This window comes from Echinicola strongylocentroti (genome assembly GCF_003260975.1).
Lineage (GTDB): Bacteria > Bacteroidota > Bacteroidia > Cytophagales > Cyclobacteriaceae > Echinicola > Echinicola strongylocentroti.
Map to the genome: position 1 here is coordinate 2,678,875 of NZ_CP030041.1, position 15,362 is coordinate 2,694,236.

The following is a 15,362-nucleotide window of genomic DNA, read 5'->3' on the forward strand; positions in this document are numbered from 1 at the left end:
ATGGGTAAAAACTAAATTTTACACAGGAAGTTAATATCTTACAAAAGGTAAAGACAGCCGGATACTACCAATGTTGATTTTTTCGGCTTCGCCAATGTGAAGAATACAACCCAAATAACAAAAGTAACTACATGATGAATTTTGAAATGAATGAGAACCAATCCATGATCGCTCAAATGATCAGGGATTTTGGCGCAAAGGAGATTACTCCACACCGAAAAAAATGGGATGATGAGCAAATCTTTCCCCTGCCACTTTTCAAGCAACTTGGAGAATTAGGGCTAATGGGAGTACTGATTCCTTCACAATATGGAGGCAGTGGTTTTGGCTATTTTGAGTACGTGACAGCAATTCTGGAGCTGTCCAAGCTCGATCCGGGCATCGGACTATCCATGGCCGCCCACAATTCCCTATGCTCAGGACACATTCTGCTATTTGGCAGTGAGGAGCAAAAACAAAAATACCTGCCCAAATTAGCCACTTGTGAACACTTGGGTGCCTGGGGCCTTACCGAGCCCAATACGGGGTCTGATGCAGCCAATATGAAAACAACCGCTGTAGAAGAAGGGGATCACTTTATCCTGAACGGCGCCAAAAACTTCATCACCCACGGGGTATCAGGAGATATAGCAGTGGTAATCGCCAGAACAGGGGATGTAGGGGACAAGCACGGCATGACGGCATTTATTCTGGAAAAAGGCATGGAGGGTTTTCGGGGTGGCCGTAAGGAGGACAAGCTGGGCATGAGGAGTTCAGAGACGACGGAACTGATTTTTGAAGATTGCCGGGTCCACAAAAGCCAAGTTCTAGGCAAGGTAGGAGGGGGATTTGTCCAATCCATGAAAGTCCTGGATGGGGGAAGAATCTCTATTGCCGCTCTTTCACTGGGCATTGCCGAAGGCGCATTAGAGGCATCCATCAACTACTCCAAGGAGAGACACCAGTTCAACAAACCCATTAGCTCCTATCAGGGCATTTCTTTCAAATTAGCTGACATGGCCACTAAGCTAGAGGCCGCCAAGTTACTTACATTCAAAGCCGCAGACTTAAAAAACCGAGGTGAACGCGTCACTTTAGCCAGTGCAAAAGCTAAATACTATGCATCGGAAATAGCCGTAGAGCTATCCAATGAAGCGGTGCAGATCTTTGGAGGATATGGATTTACCAAAGATTATCCTGTAGAAAAATATTACCGTGACGCCAAACTATGCACCATAGGGGAAGGCACCTCGGAAATACAGAAACTGGTGATCTCAAGGGAAATATTAAAATAACCACACAGCCATCAGCATCCTCAAAGATCGGCAACAACAAAAAGTCCCTACCGTCCCCAAGGCATAGACACCACATCGAAAAGCACTTCTATTCATCAATTCTCTAAATGCCGTTTTCCCAAAAGTCAGGCTGCTGGACAGTGTAGGCTTAGTTTGATAAAGTTTAGGAGAAGGTAGGTTTTGCCAAAACATCTTTCTACATTTGCAGCCGAAAGGAGGTGTTATATATGATCGTAGTAAACGTAAAAGAGAACGAATCTATCGAAAAAGCGCTGAAGCGTTTTAAGAAGAAATTTGACAGAACCGGAGCAATCCGTGAACTGAGATCTCGTCAGCATTTTGAGAAGCCTTCTGTGAAGAGAAGAACTGAAGTGATCAAAGCTGCTTATAAGCAACATCTGAGAGACGAAGAAGGTAAGTAATTTATTTTCCTTCCTAAAAATAATTGAGCATATTGGTGTATAATTACGCCGATATGCTCTTTTCTTTTATAAACTATCTCGAACATGAAAAACGGGCCAGCGCCCATACCGTGCTAGCCTACGAGAAGGACCTTGAACAATTCAAGGAATTTTTAAACCTGTCCTTCAGCACCGAAGACATCGCCCTTGTCGGGCATGCCGAAATACGGGCTTGGATCGTAGACTTGGTGGAGCAAGGCCTCTCCGCCACCACTGTCAACAGAAAAATGGCCACATTACGCTCATTCTATAAGTTTCTGCTCCGATCAGGCGAAATCACCAAGGACCCCACCTATAAGCTACGGGCATTAAAAACCCCGAAAAAGCTCCCCGAATTTGTCCAAGAGTCCACCATGGACCAATTGCTGAACGACATCGAATACGAACCGGACTTCGAAGGACAGCGGGACAAGATGGTAATGGAATTTTTGTATTTGACTGGCGTCCGTCTGTCCGAATTGATTGGTTTGACCTGGCAAGACATCAACCTACACGACCAAACCGTCAAAGTATCCGGAAAGAGGAAGAAACAACGAATAATACCGCTAACAAACACCTTATCAAAGAATATTATTTCATATAAAAAAGTATTTGAAGAAACATTTTCAAATGTAAACGAGAGTGATTATTTTATCGTTACAATAAGTAGAAAGCAAGCATACCCTATGAAAATTTACCGGATAGTGAGGAAATATTTAGACCTTTTTGCGCAGACGTCCAAGCGTAGCCCTCACCTTCTGAGACACACTTTTGCGACGCACTTGCTCAACAAAGGAGCTGACCTCAATGCGGTAAAAGATCTGTTGGGTCATGCCAATCTCGCTGCCACACAGGTATACACACACAATTCGATGGAGAAACTTAAGGCTGTGTTTGACCAAGCACATCCTAAAGCTTAAATAAAAGTTTAACTTTTAAAATGTTAATACTATGAAATTACAAATGCATTCAATCCATTTCGACGCTGATCAAAAGCTGATTGATTTTATCCAGAAAAAAGCTGACAAACTGGATACGTTTTATGATCACATTATAGATGGTGAGGTATTTATGAGGCTCGACAAAAATGAGAACAATAAGAACAAGATAGTTGAAATCAAATTGAATGTACCAAGCAAGCAACTGTTTGCAAAACATCAAACGGATAGTTTTGAAGGAGCTGCTGATGAGGCCATCGAAGGTCTCCGGAGACAAATCAAAAAATTCAAAGAGAAGTTAGTACTCGCACGACAATGACAATATAACCCAATTCCAAATAATGCAATGACAAACCCGCTCAAGTGAGCGGGTTTTGTTTTTTTAACGTAGCCATCATGTTCACTTAACGCATTTGTTATGAGAAGCTTTTACCTTTGGAACAGTAACATAAAGCAATGAAAAAGAAATCAATACCAGAAGTTTACCTGTTCTTTTATTTTTTGACTTTTATTATTGGCGGGATTGTTTTATTAAATGTGCCCAAAGGGGATTACGAACTTTTTATTAATCGGCATCACTTTTTGTTAGCCGATTTATTTTTTTCTTTTATCACCCATATTGGCGATGGCTTAGTGTTCTTAGTGATATTTCCGGTACTATTGATGTATCGCTATGCTCACGCACTTTTATGTGTTTTTAATGCCGCCATCCACATGCTACTTAGTGTGATCTTAAAGAGGCTCGTCTTCGTACACTCCCCAAGGCCAGCAGAATACTTCAAGGAGATTGACCTGGTCCAAGTGGCAGGGGTACAGATGCACCATTGGCATGCTTTCCCCTCTGGCCATACGGCCACAGCATTTGCGGTGACTGCCATGTTGGCGATGCTATACCCTAAGAGACACCGGCTACAATTCACTTTTTTGCTTATTGCGGTATTGATAGCCTTTAGCAGGGTATATCTTATGCAGCATTTTATCGCAGATGTATTGGCGGGCTCTGTCTTGGGTGTAGGTTCTGCTATGACCTCTAGAGCCATTGTCCGCCATTACTTCCGTGGCAAAACTTACAAAAGAGGCCTCTTACGCAAGAAAAAAGTACCCCTTGCAGATCTCAAACCCGGCTATCAGCCTGTCCGAATCAAAATAAAACCATGGAAATGGCCTTTTTGACCCAGACTCCATGAGCCCGAAAAAAAGCAGCTAACTTATTTGACTGGCACATTAGGCCCATGGGGCAGAAAAATGGCAAAGCATATATTGCTTACCATCATGAAATGTCAACAACGCCAACACGCCCAGTAATCTCAGCAAAAATCCATAGCGCCAAATTTTAAAGATAAATACTATTTTTTTAGCAGGTTTTTGGCAGATTTGTAATCTTAATGGGTCCCGCTGCCTTTTTTTGGCTTAGACCGACAAACCGATCACCAAATGAAAGACTCCAAACAGCTCAGAATATATTTGCTCATCATTTTGGCAATTGTTTCATTTTTTAAAATCCTCTTCACGGCCACCACCCCCCTAAGCCTTTTCTCTGAGGAAACGCAATATTGGTTATGGTCTCAAAATCTCGACTGGAACTATTACTCCAAGCCACTAATGATCGCCGTGTACAATTTTATCGTTACGGGTATCCTTGGCAATACAGATGTGGCCGTACGGCTCAGTGCAGTATTGTTTTCTGCGGGCACAGCTTGGGTGATTTTTGAGCTTGGCCAACGCATGTACCGTGATCCACGAATTGGTTTTGGGGCAGCATTAATGCTTGTGGTGATGCCTTATTTTCATTTGGCTTCATTTTTCCATACCACCGACTCCTCCTTATTGTTTTTCTGGGCATTGAGTTTTTATTGGCTCTATCGGGCCACTACCTCACAGAAAAATAGCCATTGGGTGTATGCAGGACTGGCCAGCGCCATGGGCATGCTCTCCAAAAACACCATGGTACTGGCAATCCCACTGATATTTGTCTACCTGCTCCTAGTCGATCCCAAACAGCTCAAGCAAAAAGGCTTCTATATTTATTGTCTGGTATTTTCTCTTTCTTTTCTCCCTATTCTAATTTGGAACTTTCAGCATGACTTTGTCACCTTCCGGCATGTAGGCACGTTGGGGGGAGTAGAAGGGGAAAGTAAGCCTTTTGATTTTGGCGAATCCCTCAAATATATTTCCGAATATGTCGGGGGACAATTGGCCATTATTTCGGCATTTTTTATTCCGTTCTTGATCATGGCCTTTCGTAGGCTTATAAAGTACAAAGAAAAAAAGATGCTTTTTAACCTTCTTCCTGCCACCTTGGTATGGATACTGTTCTTCCTGATTTCTATCACCAAAAGAGTGGAGGTCAACTGGCCGGCATTTGCCTATGTCACTTTGCCCTTGGCCATGGCTTATGCACTGACCGTCGTAAGCCAAAATTGGAGAAAGTACGCAGTATATGCCACTGCGATTTCCGGCATTCTACTGGTACTGATCATGAAACCGGAACCATTGGATGCCATTGGATTCAGGAAAGTCCTTCGTCCCGACAAGGATCCACTGGCTCGCTTGGCAGGCTATCGTGAAATGGGCCAACGAGTGGATGAACTAGTGGACTCCCTTCAGCTACAGAAGCATTTTATCTTCAGTGATAGCTACCATTTGGCTTCAGAAATGGCCTTTTATGTCTCCGGAAACCCTCAGACCTACACCATCAACCTAGGAAGAAGAAAAAACCAGTTTGACCTGTGGCCGGGTATTGGACAATTTGAAAACAAAGGCTATGACGGCATTTTCGTACAGTGGAATACAGCCGATCGACCGGAGGTGATAGATGGTTTTGATGAACGAATCCTGAAAGAAACCCATTATGGAATCCACAGAGGTGACACCGTCCGGGTTTTTAGCATCGAAATCTATAAAAACCTACGACACATTGATGAAGTAAAAACGGATAGTTATTAGACCTGTGCAAATATCGACTTTATCGAACATTCACCTCCGCCACCTCCTCATTAGGGTTTTCGACTTTCTGTCGCTCTGCGACACTGAGCTGAAGGTCAGCGACCGCCTTGCCCATGGAAGGACGATCAAGGATAAAAACGATCAGAACCACTACAGCCGTTCCTAAAAACAGGTAATTGGCAGTGATAAAATATGCCACAATGGACAGCATCGCGGGCATTTCCAATAGGGCATACTTGATCACCAAGCTGCTCAGGTAGCCGCCAAGCTTGGCTTTTAGTTCAGCAGTTCCCATGAGCTTGGCCAGCTGCTTCCTGAACAGGAGATTACTTCCAGCAATTCCCGCAAAGACCAAAACCGGAGCAAGATAAGTAAACAGGGAATTCAACTCCTCATTGCTTACGGTGCTTCTGTCCGTAAAAAAGAATGCAGCAGTAAAAAAAGCAATCTGAGCCACCAAAAGCACCCCATGAAGCATCGTCAGGTTCTTAAAATAAGCTTTTGAGGTTTGTGGCTGGGTCTTCATGGGGGCAGTTTTTTAAAGGTTATTGTTTCGTAATGAATCGCTGAGGAAATTTCTATATGGACCAAGGTCAAAATACAAACCTTCGAGCCCAATGTCATTTGCCGCTAACTCCAAATAATCATAGTGCCCAATGGACCGACGCTCTTCACCTGACCGGAGCCCTAATGCGTGTAGCAACACGGTAATGTGATTGGGGTGGATAACATAGAAAGCATTCTCACTTGAAGATCCATCTCCAGAACTCATCAATGTCTCACAAACCATTTCTATTTTGAAGAGTACTTTTGCGTACCGTGCCGAGTCCTGAAGGATTTCCAAGGCATAGAGCTGGTAATTCATAACATTGAGCTCAAATGGATCTTGCCGGAGGACTTCATTTCCATAAGCAATGATATTTCTCAGGTCACTCTTATCATGATCCTGTTTTTGAAGAATGAGCTCTAGACTGTCCATTTTGGCAAAACCACTATCCAAAGAATAAGAAGGATGAAACACAAAACCGTAATAAAGATGGCGTGTTTCGGCAATGGTAAGGGTGGTGTCACCATCTTCAAATCTACCCAATAACCGTGGATAGTACATTGGCGAACTGCTGTCCTTGACCGCAACTTCTATGGTTTCGTAGTTTGGCTTTTCGAATTCCCAATACTGGGCATTAGCAACCTGTGAGCAGAGGAAAGCAAGGCAAAAAATCGTTAACTTTTTCATACCAACCTCATTTGATTTTTGTAATTAAGCCCTTGAATACTAACCCCTATTACTTGAGAATTCAATAAACTAATCAATCAGCACAAAGTCAATATATTTCGCTTATGAAATCGTTAATAATGAATTTTAAGCAGGTGATTTCTCAGGGAAATTGCTTTTAACCCAATGAAGTTATTTAATTCAGGCAAAAAGAGTCAGACCGAGCGGAGTCGAGGCCCAACGTCTAGCCTTCGACTCCACTCAGGCTGACATCTCTTTACTAATACTTTAATAGCGATTTCCTTGGGTGATTTCTATCAAGCAACTTCCCTACAAAAAGGTCTTTGTCTATCGATGCATCTTTATTAAACCCGAATTCTAAGACTTTGAAGAAATATCATAAAGCAGCTAACTTATTTGACAGGCACATAGGGCACATAGGACACAACAGGGAAAATTCCGTAATCAATTTACCCGAAGCAAGGCCTTGGGGAATATGTCCAAAATCATTTTCCTCACCCAAACTAAAACCCTAATTCAACTCAGTTTATGCATTAGAAACCCGACTACCAATCCACCTCAGGAGGAGCGTGTAGATGGGCTAAAGGACAATGTAAAGTATACTACATACACCCAGTACTATGGCCACCAAACCCATGAGTCGGCGCTGAACAATCACTGCCGCTATACAAATCGCTGCGGCCAAAAAAAACAACGCCATCAACTGCCCCACTTTTGCCCGATATGCTTGGCTGGAAACCTCATCCCCATACGCATAAAACGAGGCATCATGGGGAATCCCAGAACTTACCAGCCACTCGGAGCAAAAATAAAGTGCCACCACCAGCGTAATGGAAGCCAGTCCCAATAGCACTGGGATAATAGCGTGTTGGTATAATCGATCAACCTCCTTTTTCATACCACAGAGTCAGATGTATTAGAGAATTTACGATGGGGCTTCAAACACTTCCACAATGCCCTGACCACTAAATATAGGAAAAACCCATAAACTCCTGTACTTACCAATAAGGAAGGAACCGCAATTCCAAAATTGGTACTCAGAATAGCCACAACAACGATAAACGCAGCCATTCCTCCTCCCCAGCGTATCAGCAGAGGTTTCAGTGGTACGTAGTCGGGCTTCCGAGACCGTTTTTTCTTGGTTCTTTCCAGATAAATTATAAACCCACTTAGGGAAAGAAAGGCAGAGCTCAATGCCAATATGCAATAAAGCAGCTTTAACGGTAATCCTCCAAAATCCCCAAAGTGAAATGATTCTTGGACATAATAGAGCTTTTCCCCAAAACCCTGCTCACTTATATTGTATTTACGCTGGACATTAAAGTCCCTTTTATCCAAAAAAAGCTTGTTGGATCTTCTTTCATAGGCTTGACCTTGGACGTTTCCAAGAACCTGTATTATGCCTTCGCCGTTAGTGGTCGGCCGGATATTCCAAACCTTCAGTGCCGGAAATTCCCGCATTGTAGTTGCTAATACGGCCTCATAATCCAGTGCATAGTTGGTATCTTCTTCAGGAGTAAATGGCTTCTCACTACGTACAAACCCATTGGGCTGATCCATGTCAATAGCTTGCATCAGATACACCTGCAGCCCCAGCCAAGCTCCAGTAATGGCAATCACCAGATTAAAGGCCAAAGCTCCAATACCGATAAATTTATGTAGATCAGCCTGAGTAATTCGAAGGTTTTTTCTCCTGATCTTCCCAAAGGATTGCTTCTTGGTAAATTTTCCGTAGATGAGCAGCCCCGTAATGGTAGATATGACCAGTGCAATCCCTGCTAATCCCACCAACTGTCTCCCGTATTGGGCCTCATAAAGCCGCACGTGTACATTCCTAAGGAAATAGCTGAAACTTTTAAAATAATTCCGCTCTCCCAGCACTTCGCCCGTATACGGATTGACAAAGACCTCCCAAAACGTCGGTTGCATGGGGTCTGGGTCTCTTGGTCTCAGGCGAATATTCCACGTGTCAAGGTAAGCCTTGGGAAGTTCGATCTCAAACAGCTCATGGTCAGGATGGCTAGCGAGGACTTCCTCCACCGCTGTGGTGAGTGAAACCTGAGCTGACTGAGGTGTTACCTTGGTCAAGTGGGGATTCAGCAGTCGGTCCACCTCTGGCCTAAAGAGCGCAGCTGCTCCCGTAATGCTGAGAAAGGCGATCACCACTCCTACATACAGGCCTACCCAATTGTGAATCTTCCAAAGTAACTTATTATCCATACAGCGAAATAAAGAGGCTGTCTTACCTATGTATTAAAACGTATAAGAAACGGTGGTCATGACATTTCGTGGAGCTCCCGGGAATGCCCTGATATAATCGTATCCACCTACCCAATGGGTCTTATCAAAGATATTATTAATATTCATCTGGATCTGGAATTTGTCGATCTTGTAATAAACAGCAGCATTTACCAGCTCGTACCCTGGAAACACCGGAGGCTCCTCGGTAGATCCTAATGAGCCAAATCGCTCCGTCACGAAGTTGCCCCCCAGACCAAAGCCTAGGCCTTTAAGGCTACCTTCGCCAATGATGTATTTTGTCCATAGGTTCCCAGCATGCTTTGGAGCATTTGGCTTTTGGCGGCCAACGAGATTTTCATCATCACTTTCTTCCACAGTGGCTTCATTGTAGGCGTAATTGACCACTACACTCCAGTTGTCCGTGATCTTACCTGCCAGGTCAATTTCCACTCCTTTGGACAAGTCTTTTCCAGTCTGCACCAACAGGTCTGGATTACCAGGCTCATTGGCATTGTAGAGTGCTCCTTTTTCGGTAAGATAGTACAGGGCCACTGTAGCACTAAGCCTTCCGTCAAACCAATCACTTTTTGCACCAATTTCTTTGAGCTCACTCGTCAGCGGATCAAAAGGCCCACCAGCTTCTGGACTGTTGATGACGGTGGCCGTTTGGGGCTGGTACCCTTGCACAAAAGTACCGTAAAGATTGACCCTTGGACTTAGCGAATATACCAAACCCACCCTAGGAATAAGCGCATTTTGTCTTACGTTTTCTTCATCTGTAGTTTCATAGTTCAGCACATCCGTATAGTAATCCTGTCTCAGGCCAAGGAGCACCTTAAGCTTCCCTATTTTCATTTGCTCCTGTATATAAACGCCATGGGAGTGGAGACTGGATTGAGGAAAACTGTTGGTCGTGTAAATATATTTACTAATGTCCTGAAGCTGGTTACCATAAGGATCGGTCAGGTCAAAATGAGGAACTACAGGTATCGGATTACCTTCTGCATCTAACGCATAAAGATCCTTATTGTCAGCATTATAGGAATTGATGGATCCTGTTCGGTCTGCGGTAAGGTAGCCTCTGGCTTGAAGCTGTGAGCCGCCTGGATGCAGCGTCTGCTGGAAGTAATCATACCCTACTAGCAGTTTATGGTCCACATCACCGGTGCTGAAATCATAGTTAAAATAGTTGCTGAAATTATTATTGCTCCAGCTTCGTTGGCGAATGCCCATCCGCATTTCTACCTTCTCTATGTCGAGACTTCCGTCACCATTGTTTGCAAACTTATTATTGCCACGGTGCTCCTGAAGGTCTTCACTGTAGTCTGAGCGCATGAAGACAGAATTAAAGCTCAAACCATCGGTAATTTGATGGGTAAGGGAAATGGTGATATTGAGGCTTTCTTCCTTGAGGTAGTCGTTGACCGCATTGATAGACTTGCTGATGGGCACAGAGAAGAGGTCACCGTTGCCAAATACCGCTTGGCCTCGATCCAGCATTCCATCGGATTTCTGATAGACCACATCAAAATTCACCATGGTGTTTTCTGATGGCAAAAAGGAAAATGATGGTGCTACTACCAAGTTCTTGGCATATTGGAGATCTCGAAAACTTCCTGAATTCTCATAGCCAAGGTTTAAGCGATAGAGAAGGCTTTCATCCTCGGTCATTGGCCCAGTGAAGTCGCCTAGCATACGGAAAGTGTTAAAGCTTCCTACAGTGGAACTGATGGATTGGCGTTTCTCTTTTAGTGGTTTTTTGGTCACCCTATTGATCGTGCCACCTGCTGAAGCATTGCCAAAAAGTGCAGACGCAGGTCCTTTGATCACCTCCACCCGCTCGATGTGGGGAATCAATTGCTGCTTCCAGAAGCTGGTAAACGCACGCATGCCATTCACCAAATTACCGGAAATATCCTGACCCTTGATCCGGTGCCCACGGATCGTGATGTCATTATAAAAAGTAAATTGATTGACGCCACTGACATTTTTGACCACGTCATTTACGGTATACGCTCCTTGGTCCAGCGCGAGTTCTTTGGTCACATAGCCAATGGACTGCGGCACATCCCTGAGAGGTGTAGAGGACTTCGTCCCAATGAACGAGTTGGTGTTTTTATAACTGCTCTCCGCTCGGCCAATGATCTCCACTGTCTGCAGCTGAAGCTCGTCTTCTTCTACTGAAATATCCAAGGTTACTGTCTGGCCTTCCTTGATGACGACTTGTCTCGACACGGGGGAATACGTAAATGAGCTGAATTTTACGGTATGTTCACCTGTAGGAACATTCTCCAAAACGTACGCTCCTTTTCTATCCGTAAGGATCCCCTTACCCGTTCCTTCGATGAGCACATTGACATATTGCGCACGCTCACCGTTTTGGTCTGTGACGGTGCCTTTTAGTTTCCCCGTTTGGGCAGTAGCTAGGGTGCTTAAGCTTAGGAGAAACAGAAAAAGTAAACTGTTTTTCATATCACTAGTTTTTATTTAGACTTATTATTGATTGAAAAACAAAAGTATTACTTATTTCGAAAACGGACTACTATGCCAGCAATTAATTTAGATTAATTCTAATCGATGAAGGATTCGTGTTTTAACCCGAGCTCGATCCAAAAAGCAGTGAAATAGGGTCGCTAGCGCCATAGCGAACGCAACGATAGGGGAGTGAAGCAATCTTTCCATTGACAACGACATTGCTTCGTCATGCTTCTCTACTTGGCGGCAGACCATAGCTGTCAGGATAAGGTCTGTAAGTTGCTGAAAACTATATTCTTATTGGCTTTTGCTTATTTATAAATGGCCTAGGAGGATTTACCCCCATTATCTCGGTTCGAGATTACAAACCTCGAAGAGCTAAGTTTGTCTCCGGCTAATTGATTACTACATTTTTCCTATTGTGCCCTATGTGTCTAATGTGGTTGTCCACTACTAATAAGTTAGCTACTTTTTTCGATGTCTTGGAATTCGAATTTAAATCGAACTGAGGTTTTTAGCCAACTAATAAGATGACTACGGAAGCAAAAAAAAAGGCATCCGCCGTAACGGATGCCTCTACAAAATCATTAAGATGAACGCGATTAATCAAAGATATACCTGATGCCAATCTGTCCTCTCCATCTGCTAAGGAAGTCACTTACAAAGTAAGGATTGCCTTCACTTAGTCCGGAGCCATCATAGCTGTAAGTAGGCACATAACCTCCATCTTCATAACCCTCAAAATTGATCAAGGAGAAGGAGTTATTGCTTACGCTATATTGTCTGCCCCACTCTTTGCTGATCAGGTTACCGAGGTTAAACACATCAAAGGAAAGTTGTAATCTGTGATTGGTCTCACCGACAGTGGCCAGTTTGAATTCATGCATAAAGCGCAAATCCACTTGGTTGGTCCAAGGTAGTTTATCACCATTTCGCTCTACATACTGTCCTCTTCTGGAGCTAAGGTACTCGTTACCTTCGATAAAGGCATTCAGCCTATTCCACTGAGAAGCTTGCTCTGACGCTGATCCTACAAAATTGATTTCATCAGCACTGGCCGGTACGTAGATCAAGTCATTTCCATTTGTATCATCGTTATTGATATCACCATCATACACATATGAAAGCGGCACACCTGACTGACCATTGTAGAAAAGCCCGATGCTAGTAGAAGAACCATTTTTATAATTGATCTTATAGTTTACGGAGGCTACTACCCTGGACCGGATATTATTGTCCGAAAAGCCCAGCTCGGTATTGTTACCGCCATTGACAGTTTCCACATATCTCCAGTTAGAATACGCCTGACTGGAAGTACCACCATTAACATCCTTAGACTCCCCATAGGTATAGGCAGCACTCATGGACAAACCGCCTTCAAAGTTCTTCTGCAATTGAGCGGTTAAATTATAGGCATAACCTTTATTGGTATTGGTCAGCAACAGAACATCATTAAACCCTCCATTCATATATTCAGAATCGAAAATCACCCGATCATCCGGGCCTCCTTGTAATGTACCTGCCTCTTGCTTATTCAGATTTCTGTAATCAATATTTTTTAGGTTTTTGGAATAAATGGCTTCAAAAGTAGCAATCAATCCACCTGGGAACTGGTGATCAACTGCACCATTTACCCTGAATATTTGGGGAAACTTGAAATCTTTATCTGTTACATTAATTTCTGATGAGGTAAGATCCTGCCCCAAATCGGCAGCGTCCGGCTGGCCATAAGGATCCGGAACAAAGGTAAAATCTTCATTCCCCTCAAACCTACCAATGCTTCCTTCATTCCTTGACAAGTTAACCCGGCCAAATTCATTACCTGTATTGGTGTATTGATTAGACAACCAAACAAATGGCACACGACCGGTAAACAGTCCTATACCACCTCGCACTTGAGTGGTGCCTTCACCATTGACATCCCAGTTGACTCCAACCCGTGGAGAAATCATAAGCTGAGCTCCGGGCATTTGGTCAGTAGCTACGCCATATTCAGCAAATTCTTCATTAAACTGTTCGTTGACGGAAGGCTTTTCTGAGAATGTTGGGATATCCAACCTTAGGCCGGCGGTAAGCTTCAGGTCTCTGGTAGCTTGGTACTCATCCTGTGCGTAGAAACCCAGTTGGAAGGCATTGAACTCTGCACCTTGCTGGGGATTATCTGTTCTGGAGTAAGAATAGTCATAGCTTCTTGGCAACACTTCTCCGGGGGTACCTACCGTTTCGAAATCCTCAATGCTGAAGTAAGAATAAGCTCCGAAGTTTTGACGGATAAATAAATTGTAGGTGCTGTAGAACTCATTGTGTGTACCAAAAGTCAGGGTATGTCTTCCTTTAAATAAAGTCAGGTTATCCGTGATGGTCAGTACATCCTGATCTAGCTGGTTAGCAGTAGAAAATGGCTCCGAACCTAGGTTAATGCTTCTACCGCCACTTAACCTTACATTGATCGCAGGAAAAGGATCTCCTAAATAATCCCTATCATCACGTACCGAGGTATAACCGATACGCAATTCGTTGGAGATATTACTTTGGAAATTACTGGTCAACTCCAGTACGGTACTATTGGTCGTAGACGGGAAAAATTCTCCGTTGTTATAAAAATTTGCGGAGTTGGGACTTCTGGATCCATCAATATTCTCCCCATACACATAAGAGTGACGCAGCGTCAATTTATTGTTTTGGTTGATATTCCAGTCCAAGCGTGCAAATACTTTCTCTGAGCTAGTAACATTACTATACGCTCCATACGGGCCTGGATCATATCCTAATCTCTCCGCTACAGAAGCCACACGCTCCATTTCGTCTACGGAAATATTGGAGCTGCCAGAACCTGGCTGATAAAGCAAAGGCTGTGTTCTATTGGTCACTTCCCCGTTGACGAAGAAGAACAATTTATCTTTTACCACTGGGCCTCCCAGTCTAAAGCCGGTTTGATAATCGGTATAACTATCTAGCTTGATACGCTCTTCATCTGGACTCTTACCCACTAAGTTTTGATTATTGCTATAGTAATAAACAGAACCTTCGTAGTTATTGTTACCTGATCGGGTAATGGCATTGATACCACCACCGGTAAATCCACCCTGACGCACGTCATAAGGTGCAATCACCACCTGAACCTGCTCGATCGCATCCAAGGAAATGGGCTGCACGCCCGTCTGGCCACCATTGGTTCCTGATGCAGATAGACCAAAAACGTCATTGTTTACCGTACCATCTATGGCAAATTGATTGTATCGGTTGTTTTGGCCGGCGAAGGAAGTCCCCGACCCAGCGGTAGATGCTTGAGGTGTCAATCGGGTAAAATCCGAAATGGATCGGGAAATAGAAGGCAAAGAGTTAATTTGCTCATTGCTGATATTTGTGGCAGCTCCCGTCCGCTCATCGTTGATCACAGGACTGCGAGTGGCCAGCACTTCCACTCCTTCTATTTCAAGCCCCTCTTCCTGTAACACCACATCCAGTCCATAAGCTTGCCCCAATTGCAGGTTAATATTTTCAACCACGGCTTTCTCGAAACCGATATAGCTGATTTCTACCGTGTAAGGCCCGCCTACACGCATCCCTTGGATGGTAAATCTGCCATCTACACGGGTTGAGGCACCATATTTGGTTCCTGACGGCGTGTGGGTAGCTACCACATTGGCCCCAGGCAACGTTTCTCCATTTGGATCTTCCACCACTCCGCTCATACTGGCAGTGGTAATCCCTTGGCCATACAACGAACTTACTCCAGCCAGAAGTAGTGTCATTGCGAATAGACTCTTTAGTAATAGTTGCTTCATAATCTGATTTTGTGATTGATAAAAAC

At 43.8% G+C, this 15,362-nt stretch carries 12 protein-coding genes; 6 read left to right on the top strand and 6 right to left on the bottom strand.

The genetic code is table 11. The annotated features are described in order from the left end of the window. The first annotated feature begins 134 nt into the window (after positions 1-134). The 6 genes from DN752_RS10355 (at position 135) to DN752_RS10380 (ending at position 5,598) form a co-directional block, all read left to right on the top strand. Positions 135-1,274: an acyl-CoA dehydrogenase family protein gene (locus DN752_RS10355; RefSeq protein ID WP_112783874.1), complete on the top strand. Its 1,140-nt coding sequence runs from the start codon at positions 135-137 to the stop codon at positions 1,272-1,274. 227 nt (positions 1,275-1,501) lie between these two features. Further along, positions 1,502-1,696 carry a 30S ribosomal protein S21 gene (gene rpsU, locus DN752_RS10360; protein WP_112783875.1) on the top strand — a complete coding sequence of 65 codons (195 nt, stop codon included), beginning with the start codon at positions 1,502-1,504 and terminating at the stop codon, positions 1,694-1,696. Between the two features lie 53 nt (positions 1,697-1,749). Continuing rightward, positions 1,750-2,634 carry a tyrosine-type recombinase/integrase gene (locus DN752_RS10365; RefSeq protein ID WP_112786497.1) on the top strand — a complete coding sequence of 295 codons (885 nt, stop codon included), beginning with the start codon at positions 1,750-1,752 and terminating at the stop codon, positions 2,632-2,634. A gap of 31 nt (positions 2,635-2,665) precedes the next feature. Beyond that, a complete protein-coding gene (gene hpf, locus DN752_RS10370; protein ID WP_112783876.1) occupies positions 2,666-2,971 on the top strand; it encodes a ribosome hibernation-promoting factor, HPF/YfiA family in 306 nt (101 codons plus the stop codon). A 137-nt stretch (positions 2,972-3,108) separates the two neighbouring features. Beyond that, positions 3,109-3,825, top strand: coding sequence for a phosphatase PAP2 family protein (locus tag DN752_RS10375; protein WP_112783877.1), 717 nt, complete (start codon positions 3,109-3,111; stop codon positions 3,823-3,825). Between the two features lie 261 nt (positions 3,826-4,086). Continuing rightward, complete coding sequence (locus tag DN752_RS10380) at positions 4,087-5,598, top strand: ArnT family glycosyltransferase (RefSeq protein ID WP_112783878.1); 1,512 nt, start codon at positions 4,087-4,089, stop codon at positions 5,596-5,598. Positions 5,599-5,617: 19 nt separating this feature from the next. Here the strand turns inward: DN752_RS10380 and DN752_RS10385 are convergent, their stop codons facing one another. The 6 genes from DN752_RS10385 to DN752_RS10410 all read right to left on the bottom strand — a co-directional run bounded on the left by DN752_RS10385 (position 5,618) and on the right by DN752_RS10410 (position 15,336). Beyond that, positions 5,618-6,124, bottom strand: a complete 507-nt coding sequence (locus DN752_RS10385) for a hypothetical protein (protein ID WP_112783879.1) — start codon at positions 6,122-6,124, stop codon at positions 5,618-5,620. A 12-nt stretch (positions 6,125-6,136) separates the two neighbouring features. Beyond that, the gene (locus DN752_RS10390) at positions 6,137-6,832 is read right to left on the bottom strand and encodes a DUF4919 domain-containing protein (protein ID WP_112783880.1); all 696 of its coding nucleotides are present in this window, start codon (positions 6,830-6,832) and stop codon (positions 6,137-6,139) included. 580 nt (positions 6,833-7,412) lie between these two features. Then, positions 7,413-7,730 (bottom strand): hypothetical protein, encoded by a 318-nt coding sequence (locus DN752_RS10395; protein WP_112783881.1) that lies wholly within the window; start codon positions 7,728-7,730, stop codon positions 7,413-7,415. After that, complete coding sequence (locus DN752_RS10400) at positions 7,727-9,052, bottom strand: PepSY-associated TM helix domain-containing protein (RefSeq protein ID WP_112783882.1); 1,326 nt, start codon at positions 9,050-9,052, stop codon at positions 7,727-7,729. Before DN752_RS10400 ends, DN752_RS10395 begins: the two co-directional genes overlap by 4 nt. A gap of 33 nt (positions 9,053-9,085) precedes the next feature. Next, on the bottom strand, positions 9,086-11,545 hold the full coding sequence (locus DN752_RS10405) for a TonB-dependent receptor (protein WP_112783883.1): 2,460 nt from the start codon (positions 11,543-11,545) through the stop codon (positions 9,086-9,088). Between the two features lie 605 nt (positions 11,546-12,150). Continuing rightward, positions 12,151-15,336 (bottom strand): TonB-dependent receptor, encoded by a 3,186-nt coding sequence (locus DN752_RS10410; RefSeq protein ID WP_162633187.1) that lies wholly within the window; start codon positions 15,334-15,336, stop codon positions 12,151-12,153. Positions 15,337-15,362: the final 26 nt, after the last annotated feature.

What these genes read in the sequence shown, in the direction of transcription:
- DN752_RS10355 (WP_112783874.1), top strand. Translation starts at nt 135, where the DNA reads ATGAATTTTGAAATGAATGAGAACCAATCCATGATCGCTCAAATGATC.
- rpsU (WP_112783875.1), top strand. Translation starts at nt 1,502, where the DNA reads ATGATCGTAGTAAACGTAAAAGAGAACGAATCTATCGAAAAAGCGCTG.
- DN752_RS10365 (WP_112786497.1), top strand. Translation starts at nt 1,750, where the DNA reads ATGCTCTTTTCTTTTATAAACTATCTCGAACATGAAAAACGGGCCAGC.
- hpf (WP_112783876.1), top strand. Translation starts at nt 2,666, where the DNA reads ATGAAATTACAAATGCATTCAATCCATTTCGACGCTGATCAAAAGCTG.
- DN752_RS10375 (WP_112783877.1), top strand. Translation starts at nt 3,109, where the DNA reads ATGAAAAAGAAATCAATACCAGAAGTTTACCTGTTCTTTTATTTTTTG.
- DN752_RS10380 (WP_112783878.1), top strand. Translation starts at nt 4,087, where the DNA reads ATGAAAGACTCCAAACAGCTCAGAATATATTTGCTCATCATTTTGGCA.
- DN752_RS10385 (WP_112783879.1), bottom strand. Translation starts at nt 6,124, where the DNA reads ATGAAGACCCAGCCACAAACCTCAAAAGCTTATTTTAAGAACCTGACG.
- DN752_RS10390 (WP_112783880.1), bottom strand. Translation starts at nt 6,832, where the DNA reads ATGAAAAAGTTAACGATTTTTTGCCTTGCTTTCCTCTGCTCACAGGTT.
- DN752_RS10395 (WP_112783881.1), bottom strand. Translation starts at nt 7,730, where the DNA reads ATGAAAAAGGAGGTTGATCGATTATACCAACACGCTATTATCCCAGTG.
- DN752_RS10400 (WP_112783882.1), bottom strand. Translation starts at nt 9,052, where the DNA reads ATGGATAATAAGTTACTTTGGAAGATTCACAATTGGGTAGGCCTGTAT.
- DN752_RS10405 (WP_112783883.1), bottom strand. Translation starts at nt 11,545, where the DNA reads ATGAAAAACAGTTTACTTTTTCTGTTTCTCCTAAGCTTAAGCACCCTA.
- DN752_RS10410 (WP_162633187.1), bottom strand. Translation starts at nt 15,336, where the DNA reads ATGAAGCAACTATTACTAAAGAGTCTATTCGCAATGACACTACTTCTG.